This window comes from Trujillonella humicola (assembly GCF_046233715.1).
Lineage (GTDB): Bacteria > Actinomycetota > Actinomycetes > Mycobacteriales > Geodermatophilaceae > Trujillonella > Trujillonella humicola.
The window spans coordinates 13,759-25,987 of record NZ_JBJNRJ010000006.1 but is presented as its reverse complement, the minus strand read 5'-3'; the positions used below and the strand labels follow the sequence as shown (position 1 = coordinate 25,987).

At 76.6% G+C, this 12,229-nt stretch carries 16 protein-coding genes and 1 pseudogene; 2 read left to right on the top strand and 15 right to left on the bottom strand.

The annotated features are described in order from the left end of the window. Positions 1–61: 61 nt before the first annotated feature. On the top strand, positions 62–658 hold the full coding sequence (locus ACK586_RS05050) for a TetR/AcrR family transcriptional regulator (protein WP_409329363.1): 597 nt from the start codon (positions 62–64) through the stop codon (positions 656–658). A gap of 155 nt (positions 659–813) precedes the next feature. On the opposite strand, the pseudogene ACK586_RS05045 reads toward ACK586_RS05050, so the two are convergent. The 15 genes and pseudogenes from ACK586_RS05045 to ACK586_RS04975 form a co-directional block, all read right to left on the bottom strand. Then, positions 814–1,005: pseudogene (locus tag ACK586_RS05045) on the bottom strand (Na+/H+ antiporter subunit E); the annotation flags it as partial. Beyond that, entirely contained in the window at positions 1,006–1,245 is a 240-nt protein-coding gene (locus ACK586_RS05040; RefSeq protein ID WP_409329362.1) for a hypothetical protein, read from the bottom strand. Then, on the bottom strand, positions 1,242–2,972 hold the full coding sequence (locus tag ACK586_RS05035) for a proton-conducting transporter transmembrane domain-containing protein (RefSeq protein WP_409329361.1): 1,731 nt from the start codon (positions 2,970–2,972) through the stop codon (positions 1,242–1,244). The genes ACK586_RS05040 and ACK586_RS05035 overlap by 4 nt, the downstream gene beginning before the upstream one ends. Next, positions 2,969–4,498 carry a complex I subunit 5 family protein gene (locus tag ACK586_RS05030; protein ID WP_409329360.1) on the bottom strand — a complete coding sequence of 510 codons (1,530 nt, stop codon included), beginning with the start codon at positions 4,496–4,498 and terminating at the stop codon, positions 2,969–2,971. Before ACK586_RS05030 ends, ACK586_RS05035 begins: the two co-directional genes overlap by 4 nt. After that, positions 4,495–5,151: a proton-conducting transporter transmembrane domain-containing protein gene (locus ACK586_RS05025; RefSeq protein ID WP_409329359.1), complete on the bottom strand. Its 657-nt coding sequence runs from the start codon at positions 5,149–5,151 to the stop codon at positions 4,495–4,497. The genes ACK586_RS05030 and ACK586_RS05025 overlap by 4 nt, the downstream gene beginning before the upstream one ends. After that, the gene (locus ACK586_RS05020) at positions 5,076–5,990 is read right to left on the bottom strand and encodes a complex I subunit 5 family protein (RefSeq protein ID WP_409329358.1); all 915 of its coding nucleotides are present in this window, start codon (positions 5,988–5,990) and stop codon (positions 5,076–5,078) included. Before ACK586_RS05020 ends, ACK586_RS05025 begins: the two co-directional genes overlap by 76 nt. After that, the gene (locus ACK586_RS05015) at positions 5,987–6,313 is read right to left on the bottom strand and encodes an NADH-quinone oxidoreductase subunit K (protein ID WP_409329357.1); all 327 of its coding nucleotides are present in this window, start codon (positions 6,311–6,313) and stop codon (positions 5,987–5,989) included. Before ACK586_RS05015 ends, ACK586_RS05020 begins: the two co-directional genes overlap by 4 nt. Further along, the gene (locus tag ACK586_RS05010) at positions 6,310–7,269 is read right to left on the bottom strand and encodes a hydrogenase subunit MbhD domain-containing protein (protein ID WP_409329356.1); all 960 of its coding nucleotides are present in this window, start codon (positions 7,267–7,269) and stop codon (positions 6,310–6,312) included. Before ACK586_RS05010 ends, ACK586_RS05015 begins: the two co-directional genes overlap by 4 nt. Beyond that, positions 7,266–7,547, bottom strand: coding sequence for a cation:proton antiporter (locus tag ACK586_RS05005; protein WP_409329355.1), 282 nt, complete (start codon positions 7,545–7,547; stop codon positions 7,266–7,268). The genes ACK586_RS05010 and ACK586_RS05005 overlap by 4 nt, the downstream gene beginning before the upstream one ends. Then, entirely contained in the window at positions 7,544–7,816 is a 273-nt protein-coding gene (locus ACK586_RS05000) for an MrpF/PhaF family protein (RefSeq protein ID WP_409329354.1), read from the bottom strand. Before ACK586_RS05000 ends, ACK586_RS05005 begins: the two co-directional genes overlap by 4 nt. 76 nt (positions 7,817–7,892) lie before the next feature. Then, positions 7,893–8,774, bottom strand: a complete 882-nt coding sequence (locus ACK586_RS04995) for a DNA-3-methyladenine glycosylase family protein (RefSeq protein ID WP_409329353.1) — start codon at positions 8,772–8,774, stop codon at positions 7,893–7,895. A 45-nt stretch (positions 8,775–8,819) separates the two neighbouring features. After that, positions 8,820–9,215 carry a universal stress protein gene (locus ACK586_RS04990; RefSeq protein ID WP_409329352.1) on the bottom strand — a complete coding sequence of 132 codons (396 nt, stop codon included), beginning with the start codon at positions 9,213–9,215 and terminating at the stop codon, positions 8,820–8,822. Between the two features lie 49 nt (positions 9,216–9,264). Further along, a complete protein-coding gene (locus tag ACK586_RS04985) occupies positions 9,265–9,672 on the bottom strand; it encodes a universal stress protein (RefSeq protein ID WP_409329351.1) in 408 nt (135 codons plus the stop codon). 59 nt (positions 9,673–9,731) lie between these two features. After that, positions 9,732–10,217 carry a DUF1707 SHOCT-like domain-containing protein gene (locus tag ACK586_RS04980; RefSeq protein ID WP_409329350.1) on the bottom strand — a complete coding sequence of 162 codons (486 nt, stop codon included), beginning with the start codon at positions 10,215–10,217 and terminating at the stop codon, positions 9,732–9,734. A gap of 148 nt (positions 10,218–10,365) precedes the next feature. Then, a complete protein-coding gene (locus tag ACK586_RS04975; RefSeq protein ID WP_409329349.1) occupies positions 10,366–11,529 on the bottom strand; it encodes an acyl-CoA dehydrogenase family protein in 1,164 nt (387 codons plus the stop codon). Positions 11,530–11,630: 101 nt separating this feature from the next. On the opposite strand from ACK586_RS04975, the gene ACK586_RS04970 reads away from it, so the two are divergent. After that, positions 11,631–12,224, top strand: a complete 594-nt coding sequence (locus ACK586_RS04970) for a TetR/AcrR family transcriptional regulator (protein ID WP_409329348.1) — start codon at positions 11,631–11,633, stop codon at positions 12,222–12,224. Positions 12,225–12,229 lie beyond the last annotated feature (5 nt).

Sequence of the window (12,229 nt, the reverse complement as noted above, 5' to 3'; positions counted from 1 at the left end):
ATGAGCGGTCTCGTACATTCTTACGATTGAGCCGTACGCCCGTCAAGTAGTGTGGCGTCCCATGGTCGACGCTCGCGCCGCACGCCCCCGCGGTTCCGCCCGCGAAGCGGTTCTGCTCGCGGTCCTGGAGATCGCGGCGGAACGCGGCATCGATGCCGTCACGCACCGCCGGGTCGCCGAACGCGCCGGGGTGTCCCCCGGCACGACCACCCATCACTTCGGATCCCGCGACGAGCTGCTGCACAGCGCCCTGCGCTTCTACCTGGAACGCGGCGACCGGTGGCTGCTCCGCATCGCGGAGCGGGCGCGCAGCACCACCGACGACCCGGTCGAACGGCTCGGTAGGTTCGTCGAGGAGGCGATCGGGCGGGAGTTCACGGACGAGCGGCTGGTCCGCGCCGAACACGAGCTGCTGCTCTACGCCTCCGGGCACGACGAGCTCGCGGCCGACGTGCGGGCCTGGGACGCCCGCTGGATCGCCATCACCGCTGCTGACCTCGAGGCCGCGGGGCTGCCGCGTCCGGTCGAGGGGGCGCGCACCATCCTGAACGTGGTCCGGGGCTTCGAGATGGAACGCCTCCTGGACCCCGCTCTGAACAGCGCGGACGTGCGCCGCCGCATCGACTGGCTGCTCACCCCCCGCGAGTCCACGGGCTGACGCGACGCCCGTCGAGCGGGGCGACCGGTGGAGGGCGATGTGCACCCGGCGCCCCGGCGCGTCTCATCCGGTCCGGGCTGGGTCAGAGTCATCCCCAGCGCGGCCGCCAGCCGCTCCTCGGCCGAGGCGACCTCCTCGAGCAGGGATCCGGTGCGGTCCAGCACGTGCAGCACGATGCGGTCCTCCAGCACCGCGACGGCCAGGGTGCCCGGCATCAGGCTGACGATGTCGGCCAGGGCGACGGCGGCCGACGGCGAGCGCAGCCGGAGGGGGTGCTCGACCACGTCGGGATCCAGCCGCACCCGTGGCGCGAGCGCGCGCAGCGCCACGTCGGCGCCGCCGCGCAGCTAGGTCCACACGAACCAGCCCGCGAACGACAGGGTCGCGGCCGGCCGGAGCCGACGCCGGGGCCGGGCGGGCACCAGCCAGAGGCTGACCGCGGTGGCGGCGAGGACCACGGCCGCGGCGTGAGGCCAGGCGACGACCGCGGACCCCTCGGCGACGACCCACCACACGCCGCCGAGCAGGACGCCCCGGACGGTGGCCGCGGTCAGGACGACCCGGGCGGTCGGGTCGGGCCGGCTCACCACAGCAACGCCACCAGCAGCACGAGGGTGGCCAGGCTGAGCGGCCCCAGGTACCGCCAGGCCGGCAGCGCCAGCCGGTCGCCCCAGACCTGCAGGGAGGGCGCCGCGCCCCGGGTACGGGCGGCTGCCGCCGCCACCGCGGCACCGGGCAGCCGCCCGGCGGCGTCCAGCCCCCGCAGCGTCCCGACGGTGGCCGGCTCCAGCACGACGACCACGTCCCCGGCCGGCAGCCGGGGGCCGGGACGCCCGCGGGGAGACCGCTCGCCGGCGAGCCGGGTCCGGGTGGCCGCCGCGCCGGCGAGGCCCGCCCCGAGGAGCACCGGCCAGGTCGCGTCCCACGTCGAGGCGTCGAGCCCCCCGGGGACGGGCGCGTCCGCCAGGCCGGTGCCGACGAGCCAGGTCAGCGCCGGGCCTGCCACCAGCAGCAGCACCCAGCCCGCCTCCACGACGCCTGCCGGCCGGGGCGCGTCGACCGGTGCCCCGGCCAGGGTCACGGCGAACCGGGCCATCAGCAGCGTCGTCCCGACCGCACCGGCGGCGAGCAGCAGCACGGGGAGCCCGGCGGCGTCCGCGAGCTCCTTGAGGCCGTACTTGGCCACGAAGCCGCCGAGCGGCGCCAGCCCGGCGAGGGCGAGGGCGGCGACCGCCACCCCGGCCAGCGTCAGCCGCCGGCGGGCGGGGGAGGCGGCGGAGTGCCACACCGGCACCGCGAGGAACAGCGCCCCCTTGGCCAGGCCGTGCGCGACGGCGTACACGGCGGCCACGGAGATCGCCGTCCCGGCGAGCGCGGGCTCCCGCAGCCCGATCCCGACGGCGACCGCGATGAAGCCCATCTGGCTCACGGTCGAGTACGCCAGCTGCACCTTGGGGTCGTCCTGCAGGAGACCGGCGGCGACGCCGAGGAAGATCCCCGCGACCCCGAGGCCGACCAGCAGACCCCCGAGGAAGGGGAGCGCCGCCTCCCCGAGCGGGAGCAGCCGCAGCCAGCCGACCAGCCCGGCCTTGACCATGGCGCCCGACAGGACCGCGCTGGCCGGTGCCGGTGCCGCCGGGTGGGCCAGGGGCAGCCAGGCGTGCAGCGGCACCAGCCCCACCTTCACCCCGAGGCCGGCCACCAGGAGCACCACGATCACCTCGCGCCCCGGTGCGGCGGCCACGGCCCCGGGCAGGTCCGCCAGCAGCGTCCCCGTCGGCGGGGTGCCCGCCGCGGCCATGGCCGCGACCAGCCCGGCGAGGAGCAGCACCTCGCCCAGGACCGCGAGACCGACGTACACCCGCCCGGCGCGCAGTGCCGCGGACGTCCGCGTGTGCGCCACCAGCCCCCAGGCGGCGAGGGACATGACGGTGAACCCGACGTAGAAGGTGATCGCGTCGGCCGCCACCAGGAGGGCGACGTTGCCGGTGTAGGCGAGCAGGAAGATCCCGGTGAAGCCGGCCCTCCGGGGATCGGCGGCGCGTTCCACCCGGCCGGCGGCGAGCGCCACGCAGTACAGCAGCGCGGTGAGCAGCAGCAACGGGCGACCGACGGCGTCGACCTCCAGGCGGGTGCCGAGCAGCAGCCAGGGCAGGTCCACCCCGCCGGCCCGCTCGCCGAGCGCGGCGAGGACCAGGGCCGGCAGGCACGCCACCGGGGCCAGCGCCACGACGGCGCCCCGCAGGGGTGCGGCGGTGGCCGCCGCCGCCAGCAGCAGCGGCGCGAGCAGGGCAGCCGCCCAGAGACCGGTCACGGGTACCCCTGCTCGGCGATCCGGGTCGCCACCCCGAGGGGGCTCTGGTCGGCACCGGCGAGCAGCCCGGCACCCAGGGCCAGCAGGGCCGTGGCGGCGCTGGGCAGGATCAGCATCGCCGACCCCTCGAGCCGCCGGGAGCCCGGGCCGGGGCGCGCGGGCCCGGGCGGGTCCGGGGGTGCTGCGGTCGCGGCCGGCGGCTCCGGGGCGCGGAACCAGGCGGTGAGGAGGATCGGCAGGAAGTAGGCGGCGTTGAGCAGCGTGCTCGCCGCGAGCACCGCGAGGACCCACCAGTGCCCCGCCTCGAGCCCGCCGAGGCCGAGGTAGACCTTGGTGACGTAGCCGGCCACGGGAGGTGCGCCCATCATGCCGAGGGCGCCGATCGTGAAGGCGGTCATGGTCAGCGGCATCCGCCGTCCCACGCCGCGGAGCTCGCTGACCTTGTGCAGGTGCAGCGTCTCGGCGATCGCCCCGGCGCAGAAGAAGAGCGTGATCTTCATCAGGCCCTGGTGCACGAGGTGGGCCACGGCCGCGGTGGTGGAGTAGACGCCCACGAGCGACAGCCCCAGCACGATGTAGGACATCTGGCTGACGGTGGAGTAGGCCAGCCGCTTCTTCAGGTCGTCCTGGGTGAGGGCCCGGACCGAGCCGTAGAGGATCGTGACGGCGGCGAGGGCGGCCAGCGGGGTCAGCACGCCGAGGCCGGCCGCCACCTCGATCCCGTAGACGTCGTAGATCAGCCGCACCATGCCGAAGGCGCCCGCCTTGACGACCGCGACCGCGTGCAGCAGCGCGCTGACGGGGGCCGGCGCCACCATGGCGCGCGGCAGCCAGCCGTGCAGCGGAACCACGGCGGCCTTGACCGACAGCCCCGCGACGAGGACGGCGAACAGCGCCGTCATCGTCGCCGGGCGCTCGGCGACCAGGGCCGCCACCTCGGCGGCGCCGCCGGGGGCGAACGAGGCCGAGCCCGCCAGCGACGTCAGCCAGGCCACGCCGACGAGCAGCACCGCCCCGCCGCCGAGCGTGTAGCGCAGGTAGGTCCGCGCACCCGCCAGGGCCTCCGGCGTCCCCCGGTGGGCCACGAGCGGGTAGGTGACGAGGGTGAGCAGCTCGTAGAAGATCAGGAAGGTCACGAGGTTGCCCGCCAGGGCGATGCCGACGGTGCTCGTCACGCACAGGCTGAAGAAGCCGAAGAAGCGGCTGCGGTGCGGGGAGTCCTCCAGGTAGCCGATGGCGTAGACGGTGGTGACCAGCCACAGCAGCGCCGACAGCGTGAGGAACAGCAGCGACAGCTCGTCGATGCGCAGCAGGAGGTCGACCCCGGGCAGCAGGGGCGAGGACCAGGTGAAGCGCTCCCCGGCGAGCACCGGACCCGCCACGGCCGCGATCACCACCAGCTTCGCGGTCGCTCCGGTGAGGTTGAGCACGGACCGGGCGCGGCGCTGTTCCTCGCGCATCGGGAAGATCAGGGCCGCGGTGACCAGCGAGGTGGCGAGCAGCACGAGCGGCACGAGACCCGTCACGGCACCGCTCCCGCCGGTACCGGGAGCGCCGGCTCCACGAGGTCGGTGACCGTGGTGCCGACCAGGCCGAGGGCGATGGCCAGCACGGCCAGCACGAGGGCGGGCACCTCCCGGTACCGCGGCACGACGACGCCACCGAGCGCCGTCGTCCGGGGACCTGCGGCTACCGGGTCCGTCCCCTCCGAGCCCGCGCCACCGATGGTCACGCGCACCACGCGGGCGACGTACGCAGCGGCGAGCAGGCCGCCGCCGACCAGCGGGATCGCCCACCACCACTGGCCGGAGCCGGTGCTGGACTGCAGGACCAGGAACTTGCCCGTGAAGCCGAGGCTCGGTGGCAGGCCGGCGAGGCTGATGCCGGCCAGCGCGAAGGCGGCCACGCTGAGCGGCTGACGGGCGCCGGCGCCGCGAAGTCCGTCGAGGCGGTCGGTGCCGTGCCCGGCCGCCAGGGCACCGGCGGCCAGGAACATGGCGCCCTTGGCCACCCCGTGGGCCAGTGCCAGGGTGAGGACGCCGGTCCAGCCGGCCCGGACGGCGGCCTCCGGGGCCGAGCCGTCGGTCGGGACGAGGGGGAAGATCAGGAACAGGTAACCGACCTGCGCGACCGTCGAGTAGGCGACGACGAGCTTGAGCCGGTGCTGGCGCAGTGCCATCCACGCACCCCACAGCGCAGCGGTGCCGCCGAGCGCGCCGAGCAGGGCGCGGCCCGCGGCGTGGCCGCGTCGGGCAGCACGGTGAGCCACATCCGCACGAGGACGTAGAAGGAACCCTTGACCACGAGGGCGGAGAGGATGGGGCTCACCGGGGCGGGGGCTCCCCCGTGGGCCGGGGGCAGCCAGCCGTGCAGCGGCAGCAGGGCGGTCTTCAGCATCATGCCGACCGTGATCAGGCCGAGCGCCACCGCGCTGACCAGCGGCTCCCCCGGCGTCCGCGCCAGCAGGGCCAGCTCCAGCCCACCGCGATCGGCGTAGAGCAGGGCCACGGCCAGCAGGTAGGCCAGGGAACCGAGGACGGCCACGAAGAGGTAGCGCAGCGCCGCGCGCAGGGCCTCGCCGCCGGCGAGGGCGACGAGACCGACCGCGGCCAGGCCGAGCACCTCGAGGGCGACGTAGACGTTGAAGGCGTCCCCGGACACGTAGAGGGCGTTCAGGGCCGCCCACGCGGCCAGCCACAGCGGCCAGAAGGCGTCCTCCCGGCGCTCCCCGACCGCGAAGGCCGTGACGGCCAGCCCGACCAGCGCCGTCATGGCCAGCAGGGCGGCCGACAGGCCGTCGGCCACGAGCGGGACACCGAGCGGCGCGGGCCAGCCCCCGAGGACCTCGCTGCGGCTCCCCTCGCGGACGACACCGGCGACGACCGGGACGACGGCGGCGGCGGTGGCGAGGGCCGTGGTCACCGCCACCAGCCGGGCCACCACGGGGTTCCGGCGGAGGAGCGCCAGGACGACCACGCCGGCGAGCGGTGTCGCGACGACCGCGCTGAGCGAGCTCATCCGGCCGCCCCGCCGTCGTCGTCGGGGCCGGTGCCCGCCTGCTCCTCGGCGTCCAGCGCCTCGACCCGGCGGGCGAGGGCGAGGGCGACCGCGGTCACGCTGACCGCGACGACGATCCCGGTGAGCACGAGCGCGTGCGGCACCGGGTCCGGAGCCTCCGGCCGGCTGCGCCAGGCGGCCGTGGCCAGGACGAGGAACACGCCGGTCCCGGTGACGTTGAGGGCGAGCACGCGGCGCACGAGGTCCTGCGTGGCCGCCATGCCGATCAGGCCGAGGACCACCACCGCGATCCCGGCGCCGAGGAAGAGCGCGTCGCGGGTCACCGGCCCTCCCCGGGCTCCCGGTCGGGGACCGGCTCCTCCGCGAGGTACAGCGCCGCCAGGGTCACGCCCACCGAACCGGCGATGGCCACCTCGATCGCGATGATGAGCCCCGTCGCCGCGGGCCCGTAGTCGAGCAGGCCCCCGCCGAGCACGAGTGTCGCGATGCCCACCCCGAGGAACAGGACGGTCCCGATCGCCAGGCCCCAGCGCAGGACCGCTCCGCGCAGCACCGCCGGCCGGCGGCCGGACAGCCACAGCAGCACCAGGATGCCGGCGAGCACGGTCCCGCCCTGGAAGGCGCCGCCGGGCTCGTAGGAGCCGACGAACACCAGCCAGCCGGCGACCACGACGCCCACGGGCACGAGGACGCGCACGAGGAAGGGCAGCGGGGCGGGCGGCGGGGCCGGAGGCGGCACCGCGGCGAGGTCCCGCCCCGGCAGCAGGGCGAGGGCCACCAGCGCGGCGACGAGCAGGACGACGACCTCGAGCAGCGTGTCGTAGGCGCGGAACGCCAGCAGGACGGCGGTCACGGGATGGGCCACCCCGCTGTCGGGGATGCCCTCGGCGACGACGTCGAGCAGGCCCCGGCCGGCCGGGCGGTCGAGCAGCTGGACGGCGGTGGCGGCCAGCAGGACCGCGGTGCCGGTCGCGGCGACCACGATGCCGGCGGTCCAGGCACGGGAGCGGGGCATCGGCGGGCGGGTCGCGTCCGGGGCGGTCCGGGGGCGGGCGGCCTCGAGCAGGAGGGCCCCCGTGACCGCGGCGCCGATGGCCGCCTCGGCCAGCGCGATGTCGGGCGCCGCCAGGCGGGCGTACCCCGCCGAGACCAGCAGCCCGAACACGACGAAGAGCGCCACCGCGCTGACGCGGTCGCGCACCGTGAGGGCGAGGGCGGCCACGCCGACGATGCCGGTGACCAGCACGCCGTCGACCAGCCAGGTTGCCCAGCCGGTCACCTGCGCTCCTCCAGGCCCGCCTCACGGGCGGCGAGCAGTTGGGCGGTGGTCGTGGAGGAGAGCAGCACGAGCAGCCAGATCAGCCCCAGCTTCGGGGCGACCGCCGGCCCGGCCAGCACGGCCAGGCCGGCGAGCAGCAGACCGAGCCCGACGTTGTCGGCCTTGGTGAGCGCGTGCAGCCGGGAGGCCGTGTCGGGGAAGCGGAGGATGCCCACCGTGCCCGCGGTGAAGAACAGGGCCCCCGCGGTCAGCAGGAGCACGGCCACGGCGTCGGTCACGGCGACCGGTCCGGAGCCGATCGGCGGGGCCGGCTGGTGAACGCGGCCGCCAGCACGCAGGCGAGCAGCCCCAGGACCAGGGCGACGTCGCGCAGGGCGGGAACCTCGGCGACCTCCGCGAGCACCGCGAGCAGGCCGACCCCGGTGGTCCCGAAGAGCAGCGCGGCGATCATGCGGTCGGCGGGGGCGGGTCCGCGCAGCAGCCTGACCAGACCGGCGAGGACGTTGACGAGGAGGAACGTCGCGACGACCAGCAGCACGACGTCCATGCCCCAATCTCGCACGGGTCCCGGGCCGCTGCCAGGCGGCCGGGGGCCCCGGGGAGCGGCCGTCGGGGCGGGTCCCTCACCGGTTCCGGATGTCGTGCCGAGGCCCCCTCGGTGCCCGGCGCGGCGGCGGCGGTGCGTGCAGCACCAGGCGGACCACCCGCTGCCGGTGCGGCCGCCAGGGCTCCAGCAGCTCCAGCATCCGGGCGTCGTCGGCCCGGTCCTCCCGGGCCAGCGTCCAGGCCACGCGGCCGGGCAGGCCGGCGTCCCCGGGCGGCACCGCGTCGGCGTCGCCCCACACCGACCCCGCCAGGCAGGCCGTCGTCCACGGGCCGACGCCGCGGACCGCGCGCAGCAGTGGCAGGACGACGGCGGGATCGGTGGTGTCCCGGTCGTGCAGCCGCAGGCAGGCCCGCGCGGCGCCGACGAGCGTGTCGGCCCGGCGCCGCTCGATGCCCAGCCGGTGCAGTGCGGAGGGGTCCAGGCGGGCCACCACGCCGGGGGCCGGCGGCGCGGTCGGCCCGGGGCGGCCGGGGACCGCGGTGCCGAGCTCTGCCACCAGCCGCCGCCACTGCGCGGCGGCGTCCTGCCGGGTCACCCGCTGCTGCACGATCAGCCACGCGAGGTCGTGCCAGAGGGTCCCGGTGCGGGGGATCCGCTCCCGGCGGTGCCGGCGCCACAGGTCGCGCAGCGGCGGGTCGGCGGGGTCGAAGCCCGTGACGTCGTCCAGGACGCCGAGCAGCCCGGGGGCCCGGTCGAGCAGCCGGCCCGCGCCGTCGCCGTGCGCCTCGACCCGGGCCACCCCGGCGCCGTCGTGCCAGGTCACCACGACGGCGCCGGGCCCCTCGGGCGTGACGGTGGCCCGCTCGAACCGGCCCGGCGTGCAGCGCAGGGTCGGGTCGCCGGGCAGCCAGGCGAGGCTGCCGAGCGTGGCGGCCAGGTCGACGTCGCCGACCTCCACCGACCGCGCGGCCGTAACCGGACCACCTCCGCGGGCCCGGTGGGCTCAGCCGCGGGCCTTGACCGCCAGCACGGGGCACTCGGCGTCGAGCAGGATCCGCTGGGCCTGGCTGCCGAACAGCAGCTTCCCGGTGGGGGAGCGCCGGCGCATGCCGATGACCAGCAGGCTCGCCTGCAGCCGCTCGGCGGCGTCGACGATCTCCTCGGCGGCGTCGCGGCCCCGGACCAGCTGCTCGACCTCGAAGCCGAGCCCGGAGTCGCGCAGTTCCGCGCGCAGCCGGTCGGCCTCGCCCTCGTCGAGGAACTTGGGGTCGTTGGCCGCGTCGCTGCGGCCGACGTTGACCAGGTGGAGGGGCTCGCCGCGGCGGCCCGCCTCCTCGATGGCCGCCGCCAGGGCGGCCCGTCCTTCAGCACTCGGCACGTAGCCGACGACGACGGTCATGCGGCGCAGCATAGGGACGACGGCCGGAGCCGGGCGCCCGTCCCGCTCCTCACCCGCCGTGGGAACGCGGCGCCTTCACCGCCAGCACCGGGCAGTCGGCGTCGAGCAGGATCCGCTGGGCCTGGCTGCCGAACAGCAGCTTCCCGGTGGGGGAGCGCCGGCGCATGCCGATGACCAGCAGGCTGGCCCGCACCCGCGCGGCGGCCTCCACCAGCTCGTCGGCGGCCTCCCGGCCGCGGACCAGCTGCTCGATCTCGAAGGCGGCGCCGGCGAACAGCAGCCGGTCGGCGAGCCGGTTGCGCTCGCCCTCGTCCAGGAAGCGGGGGTCGCCGGCCGCGTCCGACCGGCCGACGTTGACCACGAGCAGGGCCTCCCGGCGGCGGTCGGCCTCGCCCAGCGCCGCGCCCAGCGCGGCCTCGCCGGAGGGGCCCGGGACGTACCCGACGACGACCGTCATGGCCGGAGCCTAGGGACGCCGCCCCCGGCTCCGCAGCGGTGCGCGCCCGGCCGTCGCCGTCAGGACGGGAGCTCGCGGGAGGACCCGCGGTCGCCGCGGCCCTCGGCCAGGGTCTGGGCGAGCAGGACGGCGCCCCACGGCCCGACGACCCAGATCGGCCACGGGTAGAGGAACTCCCCGGAGGCCAGCGAGGTGATCAGCCAGATGCTCGTCACGATCACGGCGGTGGACAGCCAGCTGGCCCACGCGGCCGCGCGGCTGCCACCCCACGCGGCCCAGCCCCAGCCGCCGGTCGCGCAGTGCCCCCGGCCGACCGGTCCGTGCGCCGGGGCCGGACCGGCCGGCGCGGGGACGCGGGCCGGCTGCAGCGGCGGGAGGTCGGCGGTCAGCTCGTCGAGCTCGCCGTAGGTGCGGGAGGCGTAGGTGCGGGCCAGCCGGTCCTCGTACTCGGCCACGGTGAGCCGGCCGGCGGCCATGTGCTCGCCGAGCAGGTCGGCGACGGTCGTGCGGTCGGCGTCGGCGGCGCGCAGGTGCGGCTCGGGCATGCGTCCAGTCTGGGCGGCGCCGTCCGGCGTCCACCACTGACGGACGTCACGGATCCCGTGTGCAGAACCGCCATTCCGCACGGTCCAGAACTGCCATTCCGCACGGTGCAGAACTGCGGTTCTGCACCGCTCGTGGATCGGGCCGGGCTCAGCCGGCCGCCGGCGCCGCCTCGCGGGCGAGGTGGCGGCCGATGACCATGCGCTGGATCTGGTTGGTGCCCTCGAAGATCTGCATGACCTTCGCCTCGCGCATGTAGCGCTCGGCGGGGTGGTCGCGGGTGTAGCCGGCGCCCCCGAGCACCTGGACGGCGTCGGTGGTCACCTTCATCGCCGCGTCGGTGGCCACGAGCTTGGCGATGCTGGCCTGCCGGGCGTAGTCCTTGCCCGCGTCCCTGCGGCGGGCGGCGGCGAGGTAGGTGGCGCGGGCGGACTCCACGGCGGCGGCCATGTCGGCGAGCAGGAACGCCAGGCCCTGGTGGTCGACGATCCGCCGGCCGAAGGCCTCCCGCTCGCACGCGTAGGCGACGGCGACGTCGAGGGCGGACTGGGCGAGGCCGACGGCGACCGCGCTCACGCCGAGCCGGCCGGAGTCCAGCGCGGCCAGGGCGATGCCGAGCCCACGGCCGGCCTCGCCGACGAGCCGGTCGGCGGGCACGGGGACGCCGTCCAGCCGGATCGCGGTGGTCGTGGAGCCGGTCAGCCCCATCTTCTCCTCGGGCCGGGCGGCGGAGAAGCCGGCGAGGTCGGGCGTGAGGTGGAAGCAGGAGATCGCGTCATCCCCGTCGTCCGGCGTCCGCAGGAACGTCGAGTAGAAGTCGGCGTGCCCGCCGTGGGTGACCCACGCCTTCTCGCCGGTGGCCGTCCAGCCCTCGTCGGCGGCCTTGGCCTGCGCCCGCATCGCCGCGGGGTCGGAGCCGGCGTGGGCCTCGGAGAGGCAGTAGGCGCCGAGCAGCCGGCCGCCGACCATCTCCGGCAGCCACTCCCGGCGCTGCGCCTCGGTGCCGAACCGGTCGACCGGGAAGCAGGACAGGGTGTGCACGCTGACGCCGAGCGCGACGCTCGCCCAGCGCGCGGCCAGCTCCTCGACGACCTGCAGGTAGACCTCGTGGGGCTGGCCCCCGCCGCCGACGTCCTCGCCGAACGGCAGGCCCAGCAGGCCGGCCTCGCCCAGCAGCGTGAAGACCTCGCGGGGAAAGCGCTCCTCCCGCTCGTAGGCCGCTGCGCGGGGCGCCAGCTCGCCGTCGGCGATCTCCCGGGTCAGCGCGATCAGGTCGGCGGCCTCGGGGGTGGGCAGCTCGCGGTCGACGGGCACGGAGCCTCCGGTGCAGGGGAGCGGGACGGTACTGCTGACGATACCGCAGTACCGTCCTTGGTCCTGGAGGATGCTGGGCCGGCCGGGAGTCGGGAGGTGGCATGGGCGCCGAGGTGCGGACGGCGGGTGAGCGCGTGCTGACCGCCCGGCAGGCCGAGCTGCTCGACCAGCTGGAGGACCTGTTCCTCGCCGAGGGGTTCGCCGGCTTCACCCTGGACGACCTCGCCGTCCGGCTGCGCTGCTCCAAGAGCACGCTGTACGCCCTGGCCGAGAGCAAGGAGCAGCTGGCCGCCCGGGTGGTGCGGCACTTCTTCCGCAGGGCCGCCGCCGAGGTGGAGGCGCGGGCGGTCGACGAGGACGACCCGGTGCTGCGGGTCACCGCCTACCTGGCCGCCGTGGCGAGCGCGCTGGCCCCGGCCGGGCCGGCCTTCCGCCGGGACCTGGAGGCGTTCGCCCCGGCGCGCGCGGTGTACGAGCGGCACACCGCGCTGGCCGCCGACCGGGTGCGCGAGCTGGTCGACGAGGGGGTGGCGGCCGGGCGGTTCCGCCGGGTGCACCCGGCGCTGGTCGCCGACACGGTCACCACGCTGATGTTCCGCATCGGCCGCGGCGACACCGGCCGGGCGACCGGGCTGAGCGACGCCGCCGCCTACCGCGAGCTGGCCGCCCTGCTGCTGCACGGGATCACCCGGTGAGGACG

Coding starts and splice junctions, on each gene's coding strand:
- ACK586_RS05020 (WP_409329358.1), bottom strand. CDS start 5,990: ATGAGCTCGCTCAGCGCGGTCGTCGCGACACCGCTCGCCGGCGTGGTC.
- ACK586_RS05025 (WP_409329359.1), bottom strand. CDS start 5,151: ATGGCACTGCGCCAGCACCGGCTCAAGCTCGTCGTCGCCTACTCGACG.
- ACK586_RS05000 (WP_409329354.1), bottom strand. CDS start 7,816: ATGGACGTCGTGCTGCTGGTCGTCGCGACGTTCCTCCTCGTCAACGTC.
- ACK586_RS04985 (WP_409329351.1), bottom strand. CDS start 9,672: ATGACGGTCGTCGTCGGGTACGTCCCGGGCCCCTCCGGCGAGGCCGCG.
- ACK586_RS04990 (WP_409329352.1), bottom strand. CDS start 9,215: ATGACCGTCGTCGTCGGCTACGTGCCGAGTGCTGAAGGACGGGCCGCC.
- ACK586_RS05050 (WP_409329363.1), top strand. CDS start 62: ATGGTCGACGCTCGCGCCGCACGCCCCCGCGGTTCCGCCCGCGAAGCG.
- ACK586_RS04970 (WP_409329348.1), top strand. CDS start 11,631: ATGGGCGCCGAGGTGCGGACGGCGGGTGAGCGCGTGCTGACCGCCCGG.
- ACK586_RS04980 (WP_409329350.1), bottom strand. CDS start 10,217: ATGCCCGAGCCGCACCTGCGCGCCGCCGACGCCGACCGCACGACCGTC.